Here is a 25,746-nt window from a genome sequence, read left to right as displayed (position 1 = left end):
AACGCTATATAACCAGATAAATTTCAATATGCTAAACTTCTTTTTTTATGAGACCAAAACCAAGCCAATAACAAGCCGGAAACAATATGCCAAATGCCCCAAAAGGCTGCCAAAATAGCCATACCGCCAATACCGTCAAAAAATGTGAAAATGAGCAATAACCCTAAACCTGAATTTTGGATTCCTGTTTCTATCGCTAGTGTTTTTTGATTTTTAAATGACAATTTAAATAGGCGAGCCACTATAAACCCAACCATAATGGCCAATATATTATGACTGATTCCTATGAATAAAACATGGTGGATGTAGTTGTTAAAAACTTCTAGATTTTTTGAGAATGCCAAAATTACTATGGCTATAAATATAACAATGGATAAAGGCTTTAAGATTTTGGAAAGTTTATCGGCTAACAATTCATTTTTATATCTTAACAACATCCCTAAAATTAATGGCATACCGAGAATAAGAACAACAAGTTTTACCAACTCAAAAGGTTCTAATTGTACGGTTTTTAAAATTTCCGCTGTGGGTTGGTATAAATTTCCGTAAAGTTGAAAATTAAAAGGCGTCATAACCATGGCCAAAAACGTAGCAAATGCCGTTAAACTAACTGATAGCGCAGTGTTTCCTTTAGCCAAACTCGTCATGAAATTAGAAACGTTTCCGCCGGGGCACGCTGCTACCATCATCATTCCCAAGGCAATACTTGGTTGGGGTTTTATAAGCAGTATAAACAAAAAAGTTACAAAAGGCAGCAAGACAAATTGCGATACAATGCCCAACAAAACCAGCTTGGGTTGTTTGATTAAATTCTTGAAATCGCTTAGCGAAATCCCCAATGCAACCCCGAACATAACCAATGCGAGCGCAACATTTAAAACCCAAAGGGCGTTGGTGTCAAAATTTATCTGAACGTTGTCTAATTGCTGCATACACTAAGAAACGGGCGTTCCGTTTTTTACCCTGTTTTCTGGGTTTAAAAGAATAACATCTTCACCATTTACAGCACCTAAAACCAAACATTCGCTCATAAATTTGGCAATCTGTTTTTTAGGAAAATTTACAATAGCTACAATTTGCTTATTTAACAAGGCGTCATTGGTATACAAGGTGGTTATTTGTGCAGAAGATTTTTTAATGCCTAAATCCCCAAAATCGATAGTGAGCTGGTAAGCGGGTTGTCGCGCTTCGGGAAAATCGTTTACCTCTATAATGGTGCCCACTCGCAAATCTACTTTCGTAAAATCTTCAAAAGTTATCGTGTTATTCATTTTTTAAAAATACAATTTACCAAATGAATTTTAAAATGGTTCCTGGAAATTTTAAATTATATTTTATTTAAATGAACTAGAAACAAATTTCACACGCTCTTTTAAAGTTTTTTAGTAGAAAATGACGAACTTTGAATAAACTGAAAATTATGGCACGTACACCTTCAAATATGGTTCCTTTGGGAACACAGGCTCCAGATTTCAACTTGTTCGACACGGTTTCCGGAAAAAAATTAACGCTTCAAAATTTAAAGGGAAACAAGGCAACGGTGATTATGTTTATTTGCAACCACTGTCCGTTTGTCATTCATGTAAACGCAGAACTGGTTGCTATAGCAAACGCTTACGCTGAAAAAGGTGTGTCTTTTATTGGCATTTCCAGTAACGATGTGGTAAATTATCCGCAAGATTCTCCAGAAAAAATGACCGTTCAAGCTAAAAAAGAAGGGTATCCATTTCCTTATTTATATGATGAAACCCAAGATATCGCTAAAGCTTACGATGCGGCTTGCACACCAGATATTTATGTTTTTAACGCCGATTTAAAACTGGATTATAGGGGACAAATAGACGATTCGCGCCCTGCCAACGGATTGCCAGTTACCGGAAAAGATTTGCGGCATGCCTTAGATTGTCTATTGGCAAACAAAGAAAACACCCAATTGCAAAAGCCAAGTATTGGGTGTAATATTAAATGGAAAACATCAGATTAAAGCGACTTTACAAAAGGTGAGGCTGTCTGAAAAATCTAATTCTATTTCAGGTTAAGCTTGTCGAATAATTTTAGCTTATTAGATAATCAATTTCGCTTTCGATAAGCTCAACCTGACAACTTAAATTCAAAAAACTCTTTAGACCGTTACTTCGTTCTTTGGAAACATAGAATAAAGGTTAATTGGTAATACTGCCAGAACCGGAAACCTTGGTGTCTTTTTTAGGGTTTCCTTTGTAAACAATGTCGCCAGAACCTGCTACTCTTGCTTTTAAATTGTCATTGCTTACCACTTCGGCATCACCTGAACCTGCTACAGAAACCTCGGTATTGTTGGCTTGTAAATCGAATCCGTGAAAATCGCCAGAGCCGGCAACTTTGGCTTTTAAATTATTAGTGCTGCCTTTTAATGTGAGATCGCCCGAACCTGCTATGGAGCCTTCAACAGATGTGGTTTTAACATCTAAAACTATATCGCCCGAACCTGCTAAAGCAACAACTAAATTGGTTGCGTTTATCACGTCTTTATTCCATAAATCGCCGGAACCCGCAAGCGCTACTTTGTTGATGTCCTTAAACGGAATCGTGATTTTTATGGTTTTGTTTTTACTTGATTTAAGGTTTTTACCTTTTTTTACCTTTACTTTTAAAACATTGTCTTTTACTTCGGTAACAATGTACTCAAGCAAATTGTCCTCGCCTTCAATGGTAATGTTTCCTTCGTTTCCGCTTACTAATATAAAATCCATGGGGCCGGCACATTTAATGGCGTCGTAGCTATCTGTAGTTCTGGTAACCGTGGTCATGTTGCCATTGCCTTCAATGGATTTCGATTGAGCGTAAGATGTTGTAGCAAGAAGCAAGCTTGCAAAAACCAATAAAGTTTGTTTTTTGATTAATGTTTTCATCTGTTCGTTTTTTGATTAATGATTGTTAGTTTTTTGATAATGATACACTGCCGTAATCGGATTCTATTTTAATGGTATTGCCTGAATTGGCATTTCCGTAGTGTCCGCTATAATATTTCCCTGTTCCGTTTTCTTTTTTTGTTGAAAATTGCAAACCATCGCTACTTTTAAGAGATGCGTAATCTAAATCAATTTCAAATTTGAAATGGTAGTTGGGTGCAAAGCCTATTTTAATGCCCGTGTACTCCGAGTCAATGCTTATGTTTCCAGCATTTTGTGTCATGTTGCCTATTTTTATAGCTCCGTAATCAGCCTTAAGCGAAACATTTTTATAAACATCGCCAATTATGGTGGTTAAATAGTCGCCGTTTCCTGTTATGTTATTCGCTTTTTCAATTTTCATGCTGCCGTAATCACAATTATATGTGACATCTTCGGCGGTTTCAATTTTTGAATTTGTATAGTCGGCGTTTATGTCTATACTATTGGTTTTCGAGACTGTAAACTCACTGTAATCCGCATTGATTTTTCCGCTTTTTATGTATTCAAAATAGCAGCCTTTACTGTAATCAAAGTTTATAGAATTATTATCGGCAAGCAATTCCTTGGTGGTTATTTTTCCGTAATCGCAGTTTAGTTTGGCATGACCTTCAAGTTTATCAACATTTATATTTCCGTAGTCATTATTTAAGGCCACGCTATTGGTAATAGGAATTTTAACAATGTAGTTTATTTTCATGCTTACTTTGTTTTTGCCATTCCAATTCCACCACGATTTTGATTTGCTTTTATTGAATTTTGTTTTTGCCGACACACTTTTAGATGATGCTTCGAAATCTACAGTAATATCATTGAGTTTTTCTTGAACCTTTTCTTCGTCGTTTCCAGTAGTGGTAATGGTAATTTCGAAAACGATTCTGTTATCGTTCCAAGTTACGACATCAATGTTTCCATAGCTGTTATCAACGCTTAACAAGGCATTTGATGCGACTGAATACTCTTTATTAATGGTTTTTTTCTTGGTGTATTTCCCCCCTTTATCTGTTGCTGCAGTAACAAAAAACGGCAACATAAATAACATTATTAGTGTTTTAAATGGTAATGTTAGTTTCATGGCTTAAGTTTTTAAATTGTTTGATTGTATTGATTTGTTGTAATGTGTTTTGTAATAAATCTATCCTATTCTGAAAATTTGAAATCATGGCATATATAACCCGGTTATCGTCGCCACTTTCAGCTAAATCGTCTTTTAACGATTCGTATTCAGTCTCTAAAGCTTCCATTCTTCGCATGGTATCTTCAATTAAAATTTTGGTTTCTGGCGAAGATTCATTTTCAATTTTACTTAATTCCTCGGCAATGGTTGAGGCAAAAAAGTTCTGGGTTTCGGCCATTTTAGGCGATACGCTTGCCAAATCGTTAGCCACTTCATTTGTATTCAACCCTACAAAAAACGTAATCAATAAAGCTAAAGAGGCGGCTACACCAATTAACGGTTTTAATAAACGACGCCTTTGTTTATCAGCTTTAACCAGTGGTAGCGCGCCATTTTTATTCAATTTATCTAAAAACCGTTGCTCGTGATCTGCTGAAGGTGCTTCAACATCAAAATCGTTTTCCAGTCTTTTAAATAGTTTATCTAAAGTATCGTTACTCATCTTTTTTTATTTTAATTGTGTATTACCACTTGTAATTTTTGCCTTAAACTTGCTTTGGCCCGCGATATGGTTGTTCGGCAGTTGGCGTTTGAGATATTCATAATCTCGCTTATTTCCTCGTAATCGTAACCTTCAATCAGGTTTAAGGTTAAAGCAATTCTATATGTATCCTTTAAGGTTTTCATGGTGCTTAAAACATGTTGCGCTTTAAGGTTTGTAAACTCATAATGGCTATCGATACCCGCGTTGTTGTCTTCTACCTTATACAGAACATCATCTAAAGGAACCTCGTTGTTTTTACAGTTTTTTTTATAGTGATAAATACTGTTGTTTATTACAATTCGTTTTAACCATGCGCCAAATATTTTTACGTCTTTTAGACTCTCTAGTTTTGTAAACGCCAACAAAAAAGAGTCTTGCATAACATCTTCCGCCTCAAAATTGTTTTTTACAATTCGGAGGGCTGTGTTGTACATGGCCTTGTAATAGCGGTTGTAAATTTCCAATTGCGCAGATTGGTTTTTGGCTATACATAGCTTTACAAGTTGTTCAGTATTTAAATTAGTTGGCGTCAAAAAAAAAACAAATTGTTATAGTATAGATTAAGAAGGTTTTGGTTTGTTACAGTTTGAGGAAAAAAAAATTAAATCGTAACATAAGGTAGGATTTAATTTTGCGAGTGGAATGTGAAAAAAGCTTATTCGGATGTAACAATAGATTCCGCCCAAGCTATAGCGTCATCTAAATTGCTAAATACAGCGAAAGGTTTTTTTAAGAAAGTTTTTTCAATTTCAGCATTGCTCAATGCAACGTTGTTTTTTGAAACAACTGCAAATCCTGCTAGGTTTTCTATTTTAGAAGTACGGGTGTAATTAACAGGATCCACCGAGTACGAATTTACACGATGCGTTATGTACACAAATTTTTTATTTGGAAAATAAGTTTCGGCGATATCTTCCAAAATTTTATTGGATTCCATGGTTACGGTAACCCCCTCATTAATTACAGAAACAACATAATTATCATAGACATCTATGGTCGCAATTGAAAAGGTTAATGTTGTTTTCATAAATCTAATATAGACAATTTTCACAAAAAAAAAGCTCAAAAGATTAATTTTGAGCTTTTTTAATAAGTTGAAAAATGAAGCACTACGACTCTGTCGGTTTTTCTGATTTTTCAATAGTGATTTTAAGTTCTTGCGATTTTTTATCCAAATCGATTTTAATCTTATCGCCTTCTTGAACGTGCGAAGTAATGATTTCTTCGGCCAACGCATCTTCAATGTATTTTTGAATAGCTCGTTTAAGTGGCCTTGCGCCATATTGCTTATCGAAACCTTTGTCTGCTATATAATCCTTGGCGCTTTTGGTAAGCTTTAAAACATACCCTAAATCTTCAATTCGTAATAACAGTTTGTCCAATTCGATATCAATAATTTTGTTGATATCTTCTTTTTCCAAAGGATTGAAAACAACAACGTCATCAATTCTATTTAAAAACTCCGGTGCGAACGATTTTTTTAGTGCATTCTCAATAATCTTGACTGCATTGGCATCTTCCTGCGCTTTTTGCGACGCGGTTCCAAAACCAATACCTGTTCCGAAATCCTTAAGTTTTCGGGCACCAATATTAGAAGTCATGATAATTATGGTGTTTCTAAAATCAATTTTTCGGCCTAAACTATCGGTTAAATAACCATCGTCAAGTACTTGCAATAGCATGTTAAACACATCTGGATGTGCTTTTTCAATTTCATCTAAAAGAATAACGGCATACGGCTTGCGTCTTACTTTCTCGGTTAATTGTCCGCCTTCTTCATAACCTACGTATCCTGGAGGCGCACCAATTAATCTTGAAATGGCAAATTTTTCCATGTATTCGCTCATATCTATTCTTACCAAAGAGTCTTCGCTATCAAATAATTCGCGCGATAGCACTTTGGCCAACTGCGTTTTACCAACACCGGTTTGCCCTAAAAATATAAATGAACCAATTGGTTTGTTTGGGTCTTTAAGCCCCGCACGATTACGCTGTATAGCTTTAACCACCTTGGCAACCGCTTCGTCTTGTCCAATAACTTTTCCTTTAATAAGGTTTGGCAATTCGGCAAGTTTATTGATTTCGGTTTGTGCAATCCTGTTTACGGGAATGCCCGTCATCATCGATACCACATCGGCTACATTGTCCTCGGTAACAATTTCGCGGTGTTGTTTGGTTTCTTCTTCCCATTTTTCTTGAGCTGTAGCCAATTCTTTTTCAATGCGTTTTTCATCATCTCGAAGTTTGGCGGCTTCCTCATATTTTTGCTTTTTAACAACCGAATTCTTGGTTTCCTTAACCGTTTCAAGCTGTTTTTCCAGTTCAAGAATTTGCTTCGGAACATCAATATTTGTAATGTGAACACGCGACCCAGCTTCGTCTAAAGCGTCAATGGCTTTGTCTGGTAAAAAGCGTTCGGTCATATACCTATTGGTTAATTTCACACAAGCTTCAATAGCCTCTTGTGTATAATCTACGTTATGATGCTCTTCGTATTTGCCCTTAATGTTATTGAGGATTTCAATGGTTTCCGCAACCGTAGTGGGTTCTACTATAACTTTTTGGAAACGACGCTCTAAAGCACCATCTTTTTCAATGTACTGTCTGTATTCATCAAGTGTTGTGGCGCCAATACATTGTATTTCTCCGCGTGCCAACGCCGGTTTAAACATGTTTGAAGCATCTAAACTTCCTGTGGCGCCACCGGCACCAACAATGGTGTGGATTTCGTCAATAAACAAAATCACATCGTCGTTTTTTTCAAGCTCGTTCATTACTGCTTTCATGCGTTCTTCAAACTGTCCGCGGTATTTAGTACCGGCAACCAAACTTGCCAAATCCAAGGTTACCACGCGTTTGTTAAACAAAATACGCGACACTTTTCGTTTTACAATGCGCAGCGCCAAACCTTCGGCAATGGCAGATTTACCAACTCCGGGTTCGCCAATTAAAAGCGGATTGTTTTTCTTTCGTCTACTTAAAACCTGCGACACGCGCTGGATTTCTTTTTCGCGGCCAACAACCGGGTCTAATTTTCCTTCATCGGCCATAGCGGTTAAATCGCGCCCAAAATTATCTAAAACAGGGGTTTTGGATTTTTTGTTTGCCTTACCCGATGGCGCATTAAATATATTGTCCTTTGCGGCATCGCCTTGCGCGCCGGTATCGTCATCTTGAAAAGATTCAGATTTTGGCTCTATATAATCGTTATCGTTCGTAATCATAAGTTTAAATTGTTCTTTTACATTGTCGTAATCGACTTTCAGCTTATTTAAAAGCTTGGTAGTGGGGTCGTTCTCATTTCTTAAAATACATAAAAGTAAATGAGCGGTATTTATTGACGTACTTTGAAATAATTTAGCCTCTAAAAATGTTGTTTTTAAAGCTCGTTCTGCTTGCCTTGTAAGGTGTAGGTTCTTTTTTTGGTTTGAAGCTACAGTTATATTGGGGTTTGCAGGACTTAAAATTTCTACTTTTCGCCTTAAGTGATTCAAATCAATTTCTAAGGCATTTAAAATGTTGATGGCTTTACCGTCGCCATCGCGCAATAGCCCAAGCATTAAGTGTTCGGTGCCAATAAAATCGTGCCCCAATCTTAGCGCTTCTTCTTTGCTAAATGCAATTACATCTTTTACTCTTGGTGAAAAATTATCATCCATAACTTGTTCCTTTCTGCATTAAAAATAATAATAATAGTTTATTAAAGGCAAAAACTGTTCCTTAAATTGCTAATTGACGAAAAAATCTTTATAAAATCAAAATTTTTACCCGCATACTTATTAACTAAAAAAGGATGTGAAATTGTTAATAAAAAACATGAAAAAATATGATTGAAAGTCTTACTATGACTAATGAAAGTTATATATTAGCATGTTTTGAAAAATTCATAAAAACTTAATTAAAATATTTATGGAAGAAGGAGAAAAATTGATCCCTATTAATATTGAAGATGAGATGAAATCGGCTTACATTGATTATTCAATGTCGGTCATTGTGTCACGTGCCTTACCCGATGTAAGAGATGGCTTAAAGCCAGTACACAGACGTGTGCTTTACGGGATGCACGAATTAGGTGTTAGGGCAAACTCAGCACATAAAAAATCTGCAAGAATTGTAGGGGAGGTTTTAGGTAAGTATCACCCGCACGGAGATACTTCGGTTTACGACGCTATGGTGCGTATGGCGCAAGAATGGAGTTTGCGCTATATGTTGGTTGATGGCCAAGGAAACTTTGGCTCTATTGACGGCGATAGTCCTGCAGCAATGCGTTATACCGAAGCGCGTATGCGTAAAATATCTGAGGATATGCTGGCGGATATTGACAAGGAAACCGTAGATCATAAATTAAATTTTGATGATACGCTGCAAGAGCCAACCGTTTTGCCAACCCGTATTCCTGGGCTTTTGGTAAATGGCGCTTCGGGTATTGCCGTGGGTATGGCAACCAATATGCCACCGCACAATTTAACCGAAGTGGTAAACGGAACCATTGCATATATTGAAAATAACGATATTGAAATTGACGAACTTATACAGCACATTAAAGCACCCGATTTTCCAACAGGTGGAACCATTTATGGCTACGATGGCGTAAAGGAAGCATTTCACACCGGTCGCGGACGTATTGTTATGCGTGCCAAAGCCAATATTGAAGAGGTAAACGGGCGCGAATGTATTGTCGTGGAAGAGATTCCGTATCAGGTGAATAAAGCAGACATGATTAAAAAAACTGCAGACTTGGTAAACGATAAAAAAATGGATGGTATTGCAACCATTCGCGATGAATCCGATAGAAACGGTATGCGCATCGTTTACGTTTTAAAGCGTGATGCCATTCCAAATATCGTTCTAAATAAATTATTCAAATACACCGCATTACAATCATCTTTTAGTGTTAATAATATTGCGCTGGTAAATGGACGTCCGCAATTATTGAATTTAAAAGAGCTCATTCATTATTTTGTTGAGCACAGACACGAGGTTGTGGTGCGCCGTACAACTTACGAGTTGCGCAAAGCGGAAGAACGCGCCCATATTTTAGAAGGATTGATTATAGCTTCGGATAATATTGACGAGGTTATTAAAATTATAAGAGCATCATCAAATGCCGATGAAGCCCGCGAGAAATTAATCGAACGTTTTAAACTTTCAGAAATTCAAGCGAAAGCCATTGTCGAAATGCGTTTGCGTCAGCTTACAGGTTTAGAGCAGGACAAACTGCGTTCGGAGTACGATGATTTAATGCTTACCATTGAAGACTTAAAAGATATTCTTGATAAAAAAGAACGTCGCATGGACATCATTAAAAGCGAATTGGAAGTTGTAAGGGATAAATATGGTGATGAGCGTCGTTCAACTATTGAATATGCAGGTGGCGATTTAAGTATCGAAGATATGATTCCGGATGAAAAAGTGGTCATCACAATTTCGCATGCCGGTTATATCAAGCGTACCTCATTAACCGAATACAAAACACAAAATAGAGGTGGCGTTGGTCAAAAGGCATCAACAACACGTAACGAAGATTTCTTAGAGCATTTATTTGTGGGTACCAACCATCAATATATGCTGTTCTTCACCCAAAAAGGAAAGTGTTTCTGGATGCGCGTTTACGAGATTCCAGAAGGCAGTAAAACCTCAAAAGGTCGAGCTATTCAAAATCTTATAAATATTGAGCAAGACGATAAAGTAATGGCTTTCATTTGTACTCAAGATTTAAAGGATGAAGCGTATATAAACAGCCATTATGTCATTATGGCAACTAAAAAAGGTCAAGTTAAAAAGACCTCTTTAGAGCAATATTCGCGTCCGCGTACCAACGGAATCAATGCGATAACCATTAAAGAAGATGATGTATTATTAGAAGCGAAGCTAACTACTGGCGAAAGCCAAGTAATGCTAGCCTTAAAATCTGGTAAGGCCATCCGTTTTGAAGAAGCCAAAACCAGACCAATGGGTCGTGGTGCCTCTGGTGTTCGCGGTATTCGTTTGCAAGACGAAAAAACCGATGAGGTTGTTGGAATGATTGCGGTTGATGATATGGAGAGTGATATCCTTGTCGTTTCAGAAAATGGTTATGGAAAACGCTCAAGTTTAGAGGACTACAGAATTACCAATAGAGGCGGAAAAGGTGTAAAAACTATTTCTATTACAGAAAAAACAGGTAACTTAGTGTCGATTAAGAACGTAACCGATGACGATGATTTAATGATTATCAACAAATCGGGAATTGCTATTCGAATGGCCGTTCAAGATTTAAGGGTTATGGGAAGAGCCACCCAAGGGGTTAAATTAATTAACCTAAAAGGAAACGACTCTATTGCGGCTGTTGCCAAAGTAATGCATGATGAAGATGAGGTTGAATTAGATGAAAATGGTAATACGATAAATCCAGAAACCATTGAAAATACTGATGCTTCAGAAGATGGCACAACTCTTGATAATAATAACAACGAAAACAAAAATGACAATTAACTAAATATTATTAATAAAATGAAAAAACAATTAATTATAGCTTTAGCCATCTCAATAAGTGCATTTTCATTTGCACAAAAAAAAGAATTGAGATCTGCAGAAAAAGCTATTAAAGGAAACAATTTTGCAGAAGCAAAAGCAGCACTTAATCAAGCTGAGGCTTTAATGACTTCTATGGACGACAAAAACAAAGCCAAATATTATTACTTGTTAGGGCAAGCGCTTTACGCAAATGGGGCAGGCTCAAGTCAAGATATTGATAAGGCTTTAGAGAGCTTAGAAAATGTTAATGGCGCTTATGGTGCTGAGGTGACTGCGTTAAAGCAAACCATGACTAACGACATTTTAACAAAAGGAAATCAAGCCTACGAAGACAAAGATTTTTCAACTGCTTCAAAACACTTTGAGCATGCTTACCAAACGTCTACAAAAGATACTTTATTTCTTTATTACGCTGCCGCTACCGCGGTAAATGTTCAAGAGTATGACAGAGCATTAAGACTCTACGAAGAGCTTAAGGAACTAGGTTATACTGGTATACAAAAAGAGTATTATGCTACTAACATTGAAACTGGTGAAGAAGAAGTTTTAGATGAAGGTACGCGAGATTTATATGTAAAAGCTAAAAGCCATATTAAACCAGGTGAGCGATTAACGGAATCTAAAAAAGCCGAAATCGTTAAAAATGTAGCTCTTATTTACGTAAGCCAAGGCAATAACGAAAAGGCATTAGAGGCTATGAAAGATGCTAGGGCAGAAAGTCCGGACGATATTAACTTGTTGCTTTCTGAAGCCAACGTGCATTTTAAAATGGGTAACAAGGAAGAGTTTAAAAAGCTATTGGAAATAGCAACTCAAAAAGACCCTGAAAATGCCGAGTTGCAATATAACTTGGGTGTAATTGCCGCAGAATCTGAAGATACTGAAGGTGCAAAAAAATATTACGATAAGGCTATCGAATTGGACCCTAACTATATAAATGCCTATATAAACATGGCGGCCTTAATATTAAATGGAGAGCAAGCTATTATTGAAGAAATGAACGGTTTGGGAACTTCTAAAAAAGATGATTTACGCTATGACGAGTTAAGAGAAGAGCGTCAAAATATTTACAAAAGCGCCATACCTTATTTAGATAAAGCCATAGCTATTGATTCAAAAAACATAAATGCTGCTAAAACATTAATGAATATTTACAGTGTTATTGGCGAAACAGCTAAATATAAAGCAATGAAAGAAAGAGTAGAAGCTATTGAAGCTGGAAACTAATTTTTGATTGTATTTTAAAATTGTGCTTTAAAAAGCCATAAATAAAAAACTGCCCCCGAAATTTAAAACTTTCGGGGGCAGTTTTTTTATGCGCTAATTTGGTTGGGAAATTAATAGAACGCTAAAGTTGTTTATTCGGTGGTTTCTTCCATGGTGTGGTAAACGTTTTGCACATCATCATCTTCTTCAAGTTTTTCCAATAGCTTTTCAACATCTTCAGCTTGTTCTGTTGTTAATTGCTTTGTAACCTGCGGAATGCGTTCAAATCCCGAAGATAATATTTCAATGTCACGGTTTTCCAATTCGGCCTGAATGGCTCCAAAACTTTCAAAAGGCGCGTAAATTAAAATGCCATCGTCATCGGCAAATACTTCCTCGGCACCAAAATCAATAAACTCCAATTCTATTTCCTCTGGGTCTAAACCTTCGGCATTAATTCTAAAATTACAAGTGTGGTCGAACATAAAAACCACCGATCCCGACGTGCCTAAACTACCTTCACATTTATTAAAATAACTGCGAACGTTGGCTACGGTACGTGTGTTGTTATCGGTTGCCGTTTCCACTAAAACGGCAATACCGTGTGGTGCGTAGCCTTCAAAAATCACTTCTTTATAGTCGCCTTGGTTTTTATCGCTGGCACGTTTTATAGCGCGCTCAATGTTATCTTTAGGCATGTTTACGGCCTTCGCATTTTGTATAACAGCACGCAAACGCGAATTGCTATCTGGGTCTGGACCACCTTCTTTAACCGCCATTACAATATCTTTACCAATGCGTGTAAAGGCTTTGCTCATAGCAGACCAACGCTTCATTTTCCTTGCTTTTCTAAACTCGAAAGCTCTTCCCATAATATGTTGAGTTGTTTGTTGTTAATTTGTTAAATTAAATTAAAACGTAAAAATAAAAAAAGTAAGCAGAATTGAAAGTTTCTAATATTGTTAAAAGTTTTTGTGACCATTTACAAATACTGAAAACTACCGCTGCCCACTGAATACGCTATTCGTCGTCCGGCTCTACAATGTGCTCTATGGCTTTTGCCAATTTAAAATCTTTATTGGTTACCCCATTGGCATCGTGCGTTGATAATGAAATGGTAAGCACATTGTACACGTTGCTCCAATTTGGGTGGTGGTTTAAGGCTTCACATTCAAAAGCAATTCTACTCATGGCGCTAAAGCAATCTTTAAAATTTTCGAATTCAAATTCGGCGTGAATCGCATCATCATAATACTCCCAATCTGGTAAATGCAATAATTTTTTTTCTATGTCGTCTTTTGATAATTTACTCATAATTTATGTTTTAAATTTATAGTTACACTGCTCTTATTTCAAGCATTAAGATCCATTAAATTTTTAATTCCGTTAATATATCTTGACTTAATAACTGCAGGTTTATTGGTAGTAGATTATATTTTGGCAATACTGCTAAATACCTGTCGTCGTTAGTCGTGTAAACCTGTTTAAATAAGGCTTTAGGGTTGCCCAATGATTTAATTATTTCCTTAATAAAATCGTCGTGGTGCACCAAATCGGTACTTCCTAAATGGAAGATACCAGATTTATTTCTGTTGATTATATAATGTGTTTGTTGTGTTACTTTAGTGTCGGTTGTTACATTCATAATTAAATTTGGAAATACCTCGATAGCCGTTTTGTTTTTTATATGCTGAAGTATTTCCAACACACGGGGCGACTGATTTCCAAAAACCATAGGCAAGCGTAAAATGGCGACTTGTTTTTTAGGTAATCGCAATAACATGTTTTCAATTTTTATTTTAAAATGCCCATAAATACTATTACTGTATGTTTTATCGGTTTCGTAGCTTGGATACTTGCTGTAGGCGTCAAAAACATTTGCAGACGATAGAAATATTAGTTTTATCTTATTTAGAAACACATATTCTGCAAGATGTTGATGCACTAAAACTTGCTTTGAAAAATCGCCACGAAGCGCCGAAATAATTATAGTTGGCTTTACAATATCCAGAATTTCGTAAACATCATCTTCTTCAATATTATACTGAAAAAAGTGATGGTTTTTTTCCAGGGTTTTGTTTGTTATGTTATACGTGCCAAAAGTTCTAAAATAGGAGCAGAGCTCCTTGTAAATGGCGCCGCCTAAAAATCCGCTTGCTCCTAAAATTAAAATAATATGCTTGTTTTCTTGCCTTTTCATAATTCAACCACAACATAGAAGCTATTCTAAAAAATGGATAGTTTGGTTTTTGTAGTAAATTTTGCCAAAGCCAACATACCTAATTTTGAATTTCCTTTTTTATTAAGTCCAGGCGACCACGTTGAAATTACAAATTTATCTGGAAGTAATGCAACAATGCCACCACCAACACCACTTTTTCCTGGAAGCCCAACTTCAAAGGCAAATTCTCCTGCTTCATCATAAAAACCACATGTTAGCATTAAGGCATTTACACGTTTTACTTGTCCGTCTGTAATGTGTAATTTATCTTGTAAACACCTGCCATTATTTGCAAACAAATAAAAGACATTTGATAGTTGACTACACGACATTTCTATAGAACATTGGTGAAAGTAGAAATCTAAAACTTCATCAACTGGGTTTTGTAAATTTTTAAAAGATTTTAAAAGATTAGCTGCCGCATAATTTTTAAAACCAGTTAGTTTTTCTGAAAGTGCCACATCTTTATTAAAGCAAATTGTATTATCACCTGTAAGATCTCTTAAATAGCTTAAGAAATCTTCTTTTGGGTTTTTTAAGTTTGAAACCAAAATATCAGCAATTACAATAGCTCCAGAATTTATTAATGGGTTTCTAGGAATTCCATTTTCAATTTCTAATAATGCCAATTGATTAAATTTATGTCCAGATGGCTCTACGTCAATACGTTCCCAAATAGCTTCGCCAATAAGTTCCATTGCTTTAGATAAAGCTAGAACTTTAGATATACTTTGTATTGAAAAACGCTTTTTATAATCACCAATGCCATAACTTTTCCCATCAGAAGTTCTTAAATGAATACCAAAATTATTTTTGTCAATATGTTCTAATTCAGGAATATATGAAGCCACTATGCCTTTATCAGAAGCATTAATAGCATCTTGATAAATACTTTCTAAAATGACTTGAAAATCTGGCATAAATTATTTATAAAACGGCAATTTTATAACCGTTGCAGGAATTGCATTTTTACGTATTTGGATGTTTATTTTACTGTCTACCGCGGCAAAAACATTTGGCACATAGCCTAAGCCAATTCCAATACCTAAACTGGGGCTCATTGTACCCGAGGTAACGGTGCCTATTTTTTGTCCGTTGCCATCAACAATATCGTAACCTTGGCGCGGAATGCCACGATCATCCAATTTAAAAGCTACTAATTTGCGTTCTGTTCCACGTTCTTTTTCAGCTTTAAGTGCTTCGGAATTTGTAAAATCCTTTGTGAATTTTAATATCCATCCTAAACCTGCTTCAAGCGGCGAGGTAGTATCGTCAATATCATTTCCGTAAAGGCAATAACCCATTTCTAAACGCAAAGTATCGCGTGCCGCTAAACCAATAGGTTTGATGCCGTAATCTGCACCGGCTTCGAAAACCTTGTCCCAAATTTGTTTTACCTCGGCATTTTTGCAATAAATTTCAAAACCACCGCTGCCCGTATAACCGGTTGCCGAAATAATAACATGCTCGATACCGGCAAAATCACCTACTACAAAATTGTAGAATTTTATAGCGGATAAGTCATGGCTTGTTAAAGCTTGCATCGCTTCAATGGCTTTTGGGCCTTGAATGGCGAGTAATGCGTAGTCTTCGCTTAAATTGCGCATGGTGGCACCAACATCGTTTTTAGACTGAATCCAGTTCCAATCTTTTTCAATATTACTGGCATTAACAACCAATAAATAGGATTGTTCTTTAAGTTTATAAATAATTAAATCGTCAATAATACCACCGTCATCATTTGGTAAACAACTGTATTGGGCTTTTCCAATAGTTAATTTACTGGCATCGTTACTGCTTACTTTTTGGATTAAATCCAGCGCGTGTTCGCCTTCAATTAAAAACTCGCCCATGTGCGATACATCAAACACGCCAACAGATTTTCTAACGGTTTCGTGTTCTGCATTTACACCTTCGTACTGCACGGGCATATTGTAACCGGCAAAAGGTACCATTTTTGCTCCGAGAGCAATGTGTGTTTGATTTAAAGCTGTGTTTTTCATTGAGAATAATTATTTTATCATTCCCTCGAAGGAGGGAATCTCATTAATTTGTATCTAAAACAAATGTATTGAATTTTTATAGATTTCGCTTTCGCGGAAAGGAAAATATTGCGCGAAAACCCATTGAATTTAATAAAGTTTTAAAAGAAGTTTAATCCGTTATATCCTAAAGGAAAAAGAATAAAAAGAACCTGAACAAGAATTTTGTTGTTCAGGTTTTAAATTTAATATAAAATGGATGTGTTTTAAAGCACAAGCGATAAACCTAAAATAAGTTGATCGGGGCGCGTGTCTAACCTATTATCCACATTAATGCCGTTGTTGTCTAAAAAAGTAGCTTCGTTGTTGCTCAAACCTCTTTCGTATCGCACATCTATACCAAGTTTGTTAAAATTAAGTCCGATACCAAAATTAAGTCCAACCGAAAAATCATTTTCTATTTTGTCAATGGACAGGTTGGATGCTTTAAAATCGGTATCTAAAATGTATTGAAACGAGGGGCCACCAAAAACACTAATGGGACCTAGTACTTTTAAACCGACAAGCATGGGCGCATCAATTTTTTGCATGTTAAAGCTATTGTTGTTGTAATCGCTTTTTGTGCTTGTGTAAACCAACTCGGGTTTAAAAAAAACTTGCTTACCAATTTTACCGAACACGCCAAAGTGATACCCTATATTTCTATCGGGATGTTCGGCATTGCTGCTTATTGATTCAAAATAATTGCCATTGGCATTGTAGTTTAAACCAGCTTTAAAACCAAAGCCAGTATCGGTTTGTGCGTAAGTGGCCGTTGATATCGATACTAAAAATAATAAGGTAATAAAAAAAGAATTCTTCATAATTGTTCGTTTTTTGTGATTTTGAGGTATAGTATCAAAAACGTTGCCAAACGAAAATTATTTCTTTAGTACGGACTTATTTAAAAATAAAAAAGGTCCTTTTAAATGAATAAAAGAACCTTTTTTTATAAAATTTATCTGTTATTTTCTACCGATAACAGTCTGTACTTTTTCAATAATTGATGCACTATTTAAACCGTATTTTTCCATGAGTTGGGCTGGTGTTCCAGATTCTCCAAAGGTATCGTTGGTTGCCACAAATTCTTGCGGCGTAGGGTTGTGTAAAGCTAATGTTCTGGCAACACTTTCGCCTAAACCACCTAAAAAGTTATGCTCTTCGGCCGTAACAACACATCTGGTTTTTGCAACCGATTCCAAAATTGCCTTTTCATCCAAGGGCTTAATGGTGTGGATGTTTATCACTTCAGCAGAAATTCCTTTTTCGTGCAACACTTTTGAGGCTTCCAAAGCTTCCCAAACCAAATGGCCTGTAGCTACAATGGTAACATCGGTGCCTTCGGTAAGCTTTATGGCTTTACCGATTTCGAATTTTTGATTTTCCGGCGTAAACACAGGGACTGCAGGTCTTCCAAAACGTAAATAAACAGGACCTTCGTGGTCTGCAATAGCAATGGTGGCTGCTTTGGTTTGGTTGTAATCGCAGGTATTGATTACCGTCATGCCCGGAAGCATTTTCATCAATCCAATATCTTCAAGAATTTGGTGTGTGGCACCATCTTCACCTAAAGTCAAGCCCGCATGCGAAGCACATATTTTCACATTTTTACCCGAATAGGCGATAGATTGACGAATTTGATCGTAAACCCTTCCCGTTGAAAAATTGGCAAAAGTACCCGTAAACGGAATTTTTCCGCCAATGGTTAAACCAGCGGCAATGCCCATCATGTTGGCTTCGGCAATACCCACTTGGAAGAAACGCTCAGGGTTTTCTTTAATAAATTGATCCATTTTTAACGACCCAATTAAATCGGCACAAAGTGCTACAACATTGGGGTTGGTTCTACCTAATTCGGTTAGTCCCGCTCCAAAACCGCTTCGTGTATCTTTTTTTTCTGTGTATGTGTATGTTTTCATTTTTCTTTTTAATTGGGAATTAATAATCGCCTAAAGTTTCTGCATTTTGAGCTAAAGCACTTTCCAATTGCTCGTCGTTTGGTGCTTTTCCGTGCCACGCGTGTGTGTGCATCATAAAATCAACACCGTTACCCATCATGGTTTTTAACAAAACACAAACCGGTTTTCCTTTTCCTGTTTCCGCCTTTGCTTCTGCCATACCTTTTAAAATGGCTTCAATATTGTTGCCTTCTTCAATGTCTATAACCGTCCAGCCAAAAGCTTCAAATTTAGCTTTAATGCTTCCCATGGGCAAAACATCGTCTGTAGCACCATCAATTTGCTTTCCGTTTAAATCTATGGTAGAAATTAAGTTGTCTACTTTTTTAGCCGAAGCGTACATAATGGCTTCCCAATTTTGACCTTCCTGCAACTCGCCATCGCCGTGTAAGGAGTACACCAAATGCTTGTCGCCATTCAGTTTTTTAGCTTGAGCAGCACCTAAAGCAACACTCATGCCTTGACCTAAGGAACCAGAAGCGATTCTTATTCCCGGTAAGCCTTCGTGTGTTGTTGGATGCCCTTGTAAACGCGAATTAATCAATCTGAAGGTATTTAATTCATCTACCGAAAAATAACCGGTTCTCGCCAACACACTGTAATAAACCGGGGAGATGTGCCCATTTGATAAAAAGAAAAGGTCTTCACCAATACCATCCATATCAAAATGGTCTTTTCTATCCATAATTTCACTATAAAGTGCTACAAAAAATTCAGCGCATCCTAATGAACCTCCGGGGTGACCAGAATTTACTTTATGCACCATTCGTAAAATATCCCTACGAACCTGCGTTGTTAAATCTTCTAATTGTTGTGTGTTTGGCATGTTTAAATTATTAGTTTTTTTGCGCGACAAAAATAATCTTTTAAATACCCTTAACAAAATAGATATGATGCATTTATTAACTAATTATGAAGATTTGCTAACAATTGAAAATTTTATTTTGAAATTCGTTGTAAATTATGTTTTTTCCACTTGGTTAAATGGGTATTCACATCTATAAATTTTATTAAATGTTTAAGAGCAAAAGCCATTTTGTTAATTATCTTTGCCAGCGACAGATTTTAAATTTATGACATTCGAATTAAAAGCGAAAGACACCCAGAGTAAAGCCCGAGCAGGAAAAATAACCACAGATCACGGGGTTATAGAAACCCCAATTTTTATGCCCGTTGGAACGGTTGCCACCGTAAAAGGCGTGCATCAACGTGAATTAAAAGACGACATAAACCCGGATATTATTTTGGGGAATACCTATCATTTATATTTACGTCCGCAAACCCATATTTTAGAAAAAGCTGGCGGATTGCACAAGTTTATGAATTGGGACAGGAATATTTTAACCGATTCCGGTGGTTATCAAGTGTATTCGCTTTCAGCAAATAGAAAAATAAAGGAGGAGGGTGTTAAGTTTAAATCCCATATCGATGGGAGTTACCATACGTTTACACCAGAAAACGTGATGGAAATACAACGTACCATTGGCGCCGATATTATTATGGCTTTTGATGAGTGCACACCATATCCGTGCGATTACAATTATGCCAAACGTTCGATGCACATGACGCATCGTTGGTTAGACCGTTGCATCAACCATTTAGAAAAAACACCTTTAAAATACGGTTATAATCAAGCTTTTTTTCCAATAGTTCAAGGTAGTACCTATAAAGATTTACGTAAGCAATCGGCGGAATATATCGCCAATGCAGGTGCGGTAGGTAATGCCATTGGCGGACTGTCAGTTGGAGAACCTGCCGAAGAAATGTATGCCATGACCGAGGTTGTGACCAACATTCTTCCCGAAGATAAACTACGTTATTTAATGGGTGTTGGGACACCAATCAATATTTTAGAAAATATTGCGTTAGGTGTAGATATGTTTGATTGCGTTATGCCAACGCGTAATGCCAGAAATGGTATGCTGTTTACGGCACATGGTTCAATCAATATTAAAAATTTAAAATGGGCCGATGATTTTTCGCCAGTTGACGAGATGGGCATCACTTTTGTAGATACCGAATACAGTAAAGCTTATTTAAGACATTTATTCACGGTTAACGAGCTGTTGGGTAAACAAATTGCAACCATTCACAACTTAGGTTTTTATATGTGGTTGGTTCGCGAAGCGAGAAAACATATATTAGCGGGAGATTTTAGAGTTTGGAAAGACAAAATGGTAAAACAAATGGATAACCGCCTTTAAAAAATAGGAAAAGAAAAATGGAATAGAGATAAAAGAATAGAGATAAAAAATACTTTTGGATACGTCTTTTCTCTAGCATCTTTTTTCTTACCTCTAAAAAATAAATATGAAATTGAATTGAAAATATTAGACTGGTACATATTAAAACGCTATTTGTTTACATTTTTTATGATGCTGCTGTTGTTTATTCCTATTGGGATAACCGTACATCTTGCAGAAAAAATTGGTAAAATTCTTGAAAACGAAGTGCCTTTTGATGCCGTTATGCTGTATCTGCTTGATTTCACCATCTATTTTGCCCATTTATTATTTCCGTTGTTTTTATTCCTATCGGTTATTTGGTTTACTTCGAAACTGGCCAACAATACCGAAATTATTGCTTTTTTAAGTTCCGGGGTATCGTTCTCAAGATTTTTAAAACCGTATTTAATCGGCGCCTTTTTTGTCGCTATTTTAGCACTTATATTGGGTTTGTATTTGGCACCAAAAGCAAGTCAGGGGTTTAACGATTTTAGCTATAAATATTTTAAAAAAGGTAGAAAAGTTGCCGAAAACCAGAATGTTTTTAGGCAAATTAACGACAATGATTTTATTTACGTGAGCAGTTTCGATCTTAAAAACAAACAAGGCAGTAACTTTACTTTAGAGCATATAAAGGACAATAAGCTCGTTTACAAAATAAAAGCGAGCACCATAAAATTTATTGATAAAGACAGCACGTATCAACTGCGGAATTACACTAAACGCACCGTTGGTGAATTTGATGATATTCTTGAAAGCGCAACAAAGAAAGACACCGTTTTTAGTTTTGATATTGAAGATTTAACACCGGTTATTTATATTGCCGAAACGCTTTCTTATGGCGATTTAACCGATTTTATTGCCAAAGAAGAAAAACGTGGGTCTTCCAATATTGGGCGCTATAAATTGGTGCTTTACAGAAAATGGAGTTTACCGGTTTCGGTATTCATATTAACCATTATTGCGGTAGCCGTATCGTCCATAAAAAGACGCGGAGGCATGGGTGTTAATTTAGCTGTGGGTATTTGTATTGCCATGGTTTTTGTGTTTTTCGATAAAATATTTGGTGTTATGGCAGAACAGTCAAATTTCCCGCCGGTTATTGCGGTATGGTTTCCTAATGTCATTTTTGGTATTTTAGCCATATATCTTTTACGTAATGCCAAACGCTAAACTCAAAAACTACTTACATCTTCATTTTCTAGTTTTTATTGCAGGCTTTACTGCTATTTTAGGCGAGTTAATTACAATTAGTGCGGTTTCTTTGGTTTGGTTTAGAATGGTTATGGCTTCCGTTTTAATGTTTGCTTATATTAAAATAGCCAAAGTAAAATTAAAAGTGTCACCCAAAGCCATTATTAAGTTTTCGCTGGCAGGCGTCATTATCGCCTTGCATTGGATTACCTTTTTCGGCGCTATTGATGCATCCAATATTTCAATCACATTGGCTATGTTTTCAACGGGTGCTTTTTTCGCATCTTTTATAGAGCCGGTTATTTACAAACGTGCCATAATTTGGTATGAAATTATTTTCGGAATCGTCGTAATTATCGGTGTTTTTGTCATAACCCAAAGCGAATTCAAATATATTAATGGGATTATTTTGGGCATTTCATCGGCTTTCTTTTCGTCGTTATTCGCCGTGCTAAACGGTAGTTTTTTAAAACAACATACCGCCACCGTTATTTCATTTTATGAGTTTTTAAGTGGTGTATTGTTTATATCGATTTATATATTCTTTTTTGGAGGTGGATTTTCTGCGGAATTTTTCAATTTAAGCACTTCAGATTTCGGCTATCTTTTTATTTTGGCTTCCATTTGTACGGCTTATGCCTTTATTGCCTCGGTGTACGTTATGAAACTTATCAGCCCCTATACCGTTGTGTTAACCTATAATTTAGAACCTATTTACGGTATTTTATTGGCCATTGTACTTTTCCCTGAAAAGGAAAAAATGACTCTGGAATTTTATTATGGCGCTATTGTAATTATTGCAACGGTTATGCTAAATGGCGTTATAAAAAACATAAGGACGTTAAAAAGAAACCCTTCTTAACAGAATAACAAAATTAAAGTTTTTATATTTACTCAAATCATACCAATTTGATAATTAAGGTTTCGTGTTATTAAAATTTTATTTCGTTTCGTTTGTAATTTTAAAACAAAATAAAATATGTAATTTTGTACCCTAACCAAGATTAATAGTCCAAACAAAAAATTCTTATGGAATATTTAGAATTTGAATTACCAATTAAAGACCTAGAAGACCAATTGCTAAAATGCAAGGTAATTGGAGAAGAAAGTGAAGTTGATGTTACCGAAACTTGCTCGCAAATTGAAAAGAAACTAAAAGCGACCCAAAAAGATATTTATAAAAACCTAACGCCATGGCAGCGTGTGCAATTATCACGTCACCCTAACAGACCATATACTATGGACTATATAAAGGCCATTTGCGGGAATTCGTTTTTAGAACTCCATGGCGATAGAAGCTTTAAGGATGATAAAGCCATGATTGGTGGCTTGGGAAAAATTGGCGACCAAAGTTTTATGTTTATTGGTCAGCAAAAAGGCTACAATACTAAAACGCGCCAATACCGTAATTTTGGTATGGCCAACCCTGAAGGATACCGTAAAGCCTTGCGTTTAATGAAATCTGCCGAAAAATTCGGAATTCCAGTGGTTACCCTTTTAGATACGCCTGGAGCTTACCCTGGTTTAGAAGCTGAAGAACGCGGACAAGGAGAAGCCATTGCTAGAAATATTTTAGAAATGACACGTTTAAAAGTACCTATTATCACCATAGTTGTAGGCGAAGGAGCCTCTGGTGGTGCTTTGGGCATTGGCGTAGGCGATAGGGTGCTTATGTTGGAAAACACATGGTATTCGGTAATCTCGCCAGAATCCTGTTCTTCTATACTTTGGCGCAGTTGGGAGCATAAGGAAGAAGCGGCAAAAGCTTTAAAACTGACTGCTACCGATATGAAAAAACTAAAGTTGGTAGACGAAATTATAAAAGAACCACTTGGTGGTGCACATCGAGATAGGGATAAAACATTTACTTCTGTTAGCAACACAATTTTGAAAACTTTTGACGCGCTTAAAAACTTATCACCAAAAGATTTGGTGTCTCAGCGTATGGATAAATATATGCAAATGGGAGTTTTTAAGGGGTAAGCCTTTTAAAATAGCAACAATGCAAAATCTGAAGTTAACAACTTCAGATTTTTTTATGGTTATTGACAATATTTATAAGTTATTAACAGTTAAATTGTTAACTAAAGGTTAACAATCAAGATTCACTTTTCATACTAAAACACATACAAATTAATTACTTTCGTAGTTATGAAACAACCTAACCAAATCCAAGGATATAAAGTAGATAAAAGCACTATCATTAGTCTTGAAAAAGGAAAGATTCCACCACAAGCTATTGATTTAGAGGAAGTTGTGTTAGGTGCAATGATGATTGATAAAAAGGGGGTTGACGAGGTTATCGATATTTTAAGTCCAGAAGCATTTTACAAAGAAGCGCATCAGCATATTTTTGAAGCTATTTTTCATTTGTTCGAAAACAGCGAACCTGTTGACTTATTAACCGTTTCTACGCAGTTAAAGAAGAATTCTAAGCTGGAATTGTCGGGTGGCGATTTTTATTTGATTTCACTTACACAAAAAGTGTCATCTTCGGCGCATATCGAGTTTCATGCACGTATCATATTACAGAAATTCATCCAACGCAGTTTAATAAAAATTTCAAGTGAAATCATTGAAGATTCTTATGATGAAACCAAAGACGTTTTCGATTTATTGGATAAAGCCGAGGCTAAACTTTACGAAGTTACCCAAGGAAACATAAAAAAATCGAGTGAAACCGCACAGGATTTAGTTATTCAAGCTAAAAAGAAAATTGAGGAAATTTCAAATAAAGAAGGCTTAAGTGGTATTCCAACAGGATTTAACAAACTCGATAAATTAACATCGGGTTGGCAGCCTTCCGATTTAATTATTGTGGCGGCACGTCCGGGCATGGGTAAAACGGCCTTAACCTTGTCTATGGCTCGAAATATTGCCGTTGATCAAAATATACCCGTTGCTTTCTTCTCTTTGGAAATGGCATCGGTACAACTGATTACGCGTTTAATTTCTAGTGAAACGGGATTGTCGTCCGAAAAATTACGAACCGGAAAACTGGAAAAACACGAGTGGGAACAGCTTAACGTAAAAGTAAAAGGCTTGGAAAAAGCACCGCTCTTTATTGATGATACACCGTCGTTATCCATTTTCGATTTACGTGCCAAAGCACGCCGATTATCATCGCAACACGGTATAAAATTGATTATGATTGATTACTTGCAATTAATGACCGGTGGCAGTAGCCATGGCGGAAATCGTGAGCAAGAAATCTCGATGATTTCAAGAAACCTGAAAGCTTTGGCAAAAGAGTTGAACGTGCCCGTAATAGCCTTATCGCAGTTATCGCGAGCTGTGGAAACTCGTGGCGGCAGCAAGCGTCCCTTATTATCGGATTTACGTGAATCGGGTGCGATTGAGCAAGATGCCGATATTGTATCGTTTATTTACAGACCCGAATATTATAAAATTGACGAATGGGACGATGATGAGCGTTCGCCAACCGAAGGTCAAGCAGAATTTATTGTGGCAAAACACCGTAATGGTGGTTTGGAAAACATACGTTTAAAGTTTATCGGACATTTAGGTAAGTTCGATAATTTAGATGATTTTGATTCGCCTTTCGAGTTTCATTCTAAAATGAATGCCGCCGCCAATGATGACACGTTTAAAACGGATAATTTTAAAGCAAGTCCGGACCAAGCCTTTGGCAGCTCGTTTAATGAGGATGATGAAAGTGATGTGCCGTTTTAAAGCTACTTTGTCATTCCTGCGGAGGCAGGAATCCACTTTTATTAAAGCTTTTAAAAACAAAATGCAGTTAACTTTTAGTTTCTGATGTTATTAGAACAAAACGTTAAATCATTTTTAAAGG

At 36.3% G+C, this 25,746-nt stretch carries 24 protein-coding genes; 8 read left to right on the top strand and 16 right to left on the bottom strand.

Annotation, left to right across the window (positions count from 1 at the left end; all coding sequences use genetic code 11):
• Positions 1-23 precede the first annotated feature (23 nt).
• A complete protein-coding gene (locus ACN5J7_RS06445; RefSeq protein WP_418603262.1) occupies positions 24-932 on the bottom strand; it encodes a bile acid:sodium symporter family protein in 909 nt (302 codons plus the stop codon).
• A 3-nt stretch (positions 933-935) separates the two neighbouring features.
• Positions 936-1,271, bottom strand: coding sequence for a tRNA-binding protein (locus tag ACN5J7_RS06440; RefSeq protein WP_311940482.1), 336 nt, complete (start codon positions 1,269-1,271; stop codon positions 936-938).
• A 149-nt stretch (positions 1,272-1,420) separates the two neighbouring features.
• Here ACN5J7_RS06440 and ACN5J7_RS06435 point away from each other — a divergent pair, with 149 nt between their 5' ends.
• Positions 1,421-1,984: a thioredoxin family protein gene (locus ACN5J7_RS06435; protein ID WP_311940484.1), complete on the top strand. Its 564-nt coding sequence runs from the start codon at positions 1,421-1,423 to the stop codon at positions 1,982-1,984.
• A 178-nt stretch (positions 1,985-2,162) separates the two neighbouring features.
• On the opposite strand, the gene ACN5J7_RS06430 is transcribed toward ACN5J7_RS06435, so the two are convergent.
• The 6 genes from ACN5J7_RS06430 to ACN5J7_RS06405 form a co-directional block, all read right to left on the bottom strand.
• Complete coding sequence (locus ACN5J7_RS06430) at positions 2,163-2,891, bottom strand: head GIN domain-containing protein (RefSeq protein ID WP_418603261.1); 729 nt, start codon at positions 2,889-2,891, stop codon at positions 2,163-2,165.
• 25 nt (positions 2,892-2,916) lie between these two features.
• Positions 2,917-4,005, bottom strand: a complete 1,089-nt coding sequence (locus tag ACN5J7_RS06425; RefSeq protein ID WP_418603260.1) for a hypothetical protein — start codon at positions 4,003-4,005, stop codon at positions 2,917-2,919.
• On the bottom strand, positions 3,983-4,549 hold the full coding sequence (locus ACN5J7_RS06420) for a hypothetical protein (protein WP_418603259.1): 567 nt from the start codon (positions 4,547-4,549) through the stop codon (positions 3,983-3,985). Before ACN5J7_RS06420 ends, ACN5J7_RS06425 begins: the two co-directional genes overlap by 23 nt.
• Positions 4,550-4,560: 11 nt before the next feature.
• Entirely contained in the window at positions 4,561-5,124 is a 564-nt protein-coding gene (locus ACN5J7_RS06415) for an RNA polymerase sigma factor (RefSeq protein WP_311940491.1), read from the bottom strand.
• Positions 5,125-5,246: 122 nt separating this feature from the next.
• Positions 5,247-5,618: a hypothetical protein gene (locus tag ACN5J7_RS06410; RefSeq protein ID WP_311940493.1), complete on the bottom strand. Its 372-nt coding sequence runs from the start codon at positions 5,616-5,618 to the stop codon at positions 5,247-5,249.
• A gap of 82 nt (positions 5,619-5,700) precedes the next feature.
• Entirely contained in the window at positions 5,701-8,250 is a 2,550-nt protein-coding gene (locus tag ACN5J7_RS06405) for an ATP-dependent Clp protease ATP-binding subunit (protein ID WP_311940495.1), read from the bottom strand.
• A gap of 250 nt (positions 8,251-8,500) precedes the next feature.
• On the opposite strand from ACN5J7_RS06405, the gene gyrA reads away from it, so the two are divergent.
• On the top strand, positions 8,501-11,065 hold the full coding sequence (gene gyrA, locus ACN5J7_RS06400; RefSeq protein ID WP_311940498.1) for a DNA gyrase subunit A: 2,565 nt from the start codon (positions 8,501-8,503) through the stop codon (positions 11,063-11,065).
• An 18-nt stretch (positions 11,066-11,083) separates the two neighbouring features.
• Positions 11,084-12,334: a tetratricopeptide repeat protein gene (locus ACN5J7_RS06395; protein WP_418603258.1), complete on the top strand. Its 1,251-nt coding sequence runs from the start codon at positions 11,084-11,086 to the stop codon at positions 12,332-12,334.
• A 131-nt stretch (positions 12,335-12,465) separates the two neighbouring features.
• Here the strand turns inward: ACN5J7_RS06395 and ACN5J7_RS06390 are convergent, their stop codons facing one another.
• The 8 genes from ACN5J7_RS06390 to ACN5J7_RS06355 all read right to left on the bottom strand — a co-directional run bounded on the left by ACN5J7_RS06390 (position 12,466) and on the right by ACN5J7_RS06355 (position 19,369).
• A complete protein-coding gene (locus ACN5J7_RS06390) occupies positions 12,466-13,185 on the bottom strand; it encodes a YebC/PmpR family DNA-binding transcriptional regulator (protein WP_311940502.1) in 720 nt (239 codons plus the stop codon).
• 148 nt (positions 13,186-13,333) lie between these two features.
• Positions 13,334-13,627 (bottom strand): 4a-hydroxytetrahydrobiopterin dehydratase, encoded by a 294-nt coding sequence (locus ACN5J7_RS06385; RefSeq protein WP_311940505.1) that lies wholly within the window; start codon positions 13,625-13,627, stop codon positions 13,334-13,336.
• Positions 13,628-13,682: 55 nt separating this feature from the next.
• A complete protein-coding gene (locus ACN5J7_RS06380; RefSeq protein ID WP_418603257.1) occupies positions 13,683-14,513 on the bottom strand; it encodes a sugar nucleotide-binding protein in 831 nt (276 codons plus the stop codon).
• 26 nt (positions 14,514-14,539) lie between these two features.
• A complete protein-coding gene (locus ACN5J7_RS06375) occupies positions 14,540-15,454 on the bottom strand; it encodes a glutaminase (RefSeq protein ID WP_418603256.1) in 915 nt (304 codons plus the stop codon).
• Positions 15,455-15,457: 3 nt separating this feature from the next.
• Positions 15,458-16,537, bottom strand: a complete 1,080-nt coding sequence (gene gcvT / locus ACN5J7_RS06370; RefSeq protein ID WP_311940512.1) for a glycine cleavage system aminomethyltransferase GcvT — start codon at positions 16,535-16,537, stop codon at positions 15,458-15,460.
• 245 nt (positions 16,538-16,782) lie between these two features.
• Entirely contained in the window at positions 16,783-17,379 is a 597-nt protein-coding gene (locus tag ACN5J7_RS06365) for an outer membrane beta-barrel protein (RefSeq protein WP_418603255.1), read from the bottom strand.
• 141 nt (positions 17,380-17,520) lie between these two features.
• Positions 17,521-18,474 carry a transketolase family protein gene (locus ACN5J7_RS06360; RefSeq protein ID WP_418603254.1) on the bottom strand — a complete coding sequence of 318 codons (954 nt, stop codon included), beginning with the start codon at positions 18,472-18,474 and terminating at the stop codon, positions 17,521-17,523.
• A 19-nt stretch (positions 18,475-18,493) separates the two neighbouring features.
• Positions 18,494-19,369, bottom strand: a complete 876-nt coding sequence (locus ACN5J7_RS06355) for a transketolase (protein ID WP_418603253.1) — start codon at positions 19,367-19,369, stop codon at positions 18,494-18,496.
• Between the two features lie 217 nt (positions 19,370-19,586).
• On the opposite strand from ACN5J7_RS06355, the gene tgt reads away from it, so the two are divergent.
• The 5 genes from tgt to dnaB all read left to right on the top strand — a co-directional run bounded on the left by tgt (position 19,587) and on the right by dnaB (position 25,625).
• Positions 19,587-20,717, top strand: a complete 1,131-nt coding sequence (tgt, locus tag ACN5J7_RS06350) for a tRNA guanosine(34) transglycosylase Tgt (RefSeq protein WP_418603252.1) — start codon at positions 19,587-19,589, stop codon at positions 20,715-20,717.
• A gap of 117 nt (positions 20,718-20,834) precedes the next feature.
• Complete coding sequence (locus ACN5J7_RS06345; protein WP_418603251.1) at positions 20,835-21,911, top strand: LptF/LptG family permease; 1,077 nt, start codon at positions 20,835-20,837, stop codon at positions 21,909-21,911.
• Entirely contained in the window at positions 21,898-22,794 is an 897-nt protein-coding gene (locus ACN5J7_RS06340) for a DMT family transporter (protein WP_418603250.1), read from the top strand. The genes ACN5J7_RS06345 and ACN5J7_RS06340 overlap by 14 nt, the downstream gene beginning before the upstream one ends.
• 167 nt (positions 22,795-22,961) lie before the next feature.
• Positions 22,962-23,915, top strand: coding sequence for an acetyl-CoA carboxylase carboxyltransferase subunit alpha (locus ACN5J7_RS06335; RefSeq protein WP_418603249.1), 954 nt, complete (start codon positions 22,962-22,964; stop codon positions 23,913-23,915).
• A 168-nt stretch (positions 23,916-24,083) separates the two neighbouring features.
• A complete protein-coding gene (gene dnaB, locus ACN5J7_RS06330) occupies positions 24,084-25,625 on the top strand; it encodes a replicative DNA helicase (protein WP_311940531.1) in 1,542 nt (513 codons plus the stop codon).
• The last annotated feature ends 121 nt before the right edge of the window (positions 25,626-25,746 follow it).

Origin of the sequence: Hwangdonia sp., assembly GCF_048381975.1 — a bacterium.
GTDB classification, from domain to species: domain Bacteria; phylum Bacteroidota; class Bacteroidia; order Flavobacteriales; family Flavobacteriaceae; genus Hwangdonia; species Hwangdonia seohaensis.
Note: the sequence above shows the minus strand (reverse complement) of the source record. Positions and strands in the feature narration are given on the sequence as shown.

What these genes read in the sequence shown, in the direction of transcription:
- ACN5J7_RS06445 (WP_418603262.1), bottom strand. Translation starts at nt 932, where the DNA reads ATGCAGCAATTAGACAACGTTCAGATAAATTTTGACACCAACGCCCTT.
- ACN5J7_RS06440 (WP_311940482.1), bottom strand. Translation starts at nt 1,271, where the DNA reads ATGAATAACACGATAACTTTTGAAGATTTTACGAAAGTAGATTTGCGA.
- ACN5J7_RS06435 (WP_311940484.1), top strand. Translation starts at nt 1,421, where the DNA reads ATGGCACGTACACCTTCAAATATGGTTCCTTTGGGAACACAGGCTCCA.
- ACN5J7_RS06430 (WP_418603261.1), bottom strand. Translation starts at nt 2,891, where the DNA reads ATGAAAACATTAATCAAAAAACAAACTTTATTGGTTTTTGCAAGCTTG.
- ACN5J7_RS06425 (WP_418603260.1), bottom strand. Translation starts at nt 4,005, where the DNA reads ATGAAACTAACATTACCATTTAAAACACTAATAATGTTATTTATGTTG.
- ACN5J7_RS06420 (WP_418603259.1), bottom strand. Translation starts at nt 4,549, where the DNA reads ATGAGTAACGATACTTTAGATAAACTATTTAAAAGACTGGAAAACGAT.
- ACN5J7_RS06410 (WP_311940493.1), bottom strand. Translation starts at nt 5,618, where the DNA reads ATGAAAACAACATTAACCTTTTCAATTGCGACCATAGATGTCTATGAT.
- ACN5J7_RS06405 (WP_311940495.1), bottom strand. Translation starts at nt 8,250, where the DNA reads ATGGATGATAATTTTTCACCAAGAGTAAAAGATGTAATTGCATTTAGC.
- gyrA (WP_311940498.1), top strand. Translation starts at nt 8,501, where the DNA reads ATGGAAGAAGGAGAAAAATTGATCCCTATTAATATTGAAGATGAGATG.
- ACN5J7_RS06395 (WP_418603258.1), top strand. Translation starts at nt 11,084, where the DNA reads ATGAAAAAACAATTAATTATAGCTTTAGCCATCTCAATAAGTGCATTT.
- ACN5J7_RS06390 (WP_311940502.1), bottom strand. Translation starts at nt 13,185, where the DNA reads ATGGGAAGAGCTTTCGAGTTTAGAAAAGCAAGGAAAATGAAGCGTTGG.
- ACN5J7_RS06385 (WP_311940505.1), bottom strand. Translation starts at nt 13,627, where the DNA reads ATGAGTAAATTATCAAAAGACGACATAGAAAAAAAATTATTGCATTTA.
- ACN5J7_RS06380 (WP_418603257.1), bottom strand. Translation starts at nt 14,513, where the DNA reads ATGAAAAGGCAAGAAAACAAGCATATTATTTTAATTTTAGGAGCAAGC.
- ACN5J7_RS06375 (WP_418603256.1), bottom strand. Translation starts at nt 15,454, where the DNA reads ATGCCAGATTTTCAAGTCATTTTAGAAAGTATTTATCAAGATGCTATT.
- gcvT (WP_311940512.1), bottom strand. Translation starts at nt 16,537, where the DNA reads ATGAAAAACACAGCTTTAAATCAAACACACATTGCTCTCGGAGCAAAA.
- ACN5J7_RS06365 (WP_418603255.1), bottom strand. Translation starts at nt 17,379, where the DNA reads ATGAAGAATTCTTTTTTTATTACCTTATTATTTTTAGTATCGATATCA.
- ACN5J7_RS06360 (WP_418603254.1), bottom strand. Translation starts at nt 18,474, where the DNA reads ATGAAAACATACACATACACAGAAAAAAAAGATACACGAAGCGGTTTT.
- tgt (WP_418603252.1), top strand. Translation starts at nt 19,587, where the DNA reads ATGACATTCGAATTAAAAGCGAAAGACACCCAGAGTAAAGCCCGAGCA.
- ACN5J7_RS06340 (WP_418603250.1), top strand. Translation starts at nt 21,898, where the DNA reads ATGCCAAACGCTAAACTCAAAAACTACTTACATCTTCATTTTCTAGTT.
- ACN5J7_RS06335 (WP_418603249.1), top strand. Translation starts at nt 22,962, where the DNA reads ATGGAATATTTAGAATTTGAATTACCAATTAAAGACCTAGAAGACCAA.
- dnaB (WP_311940531.1), top strand. Translation starts at nt 24,084, where the DNA reads ATGAAACAACCTAACCAAATCCAAGGATATAAAGTAGATAAAAGCACT.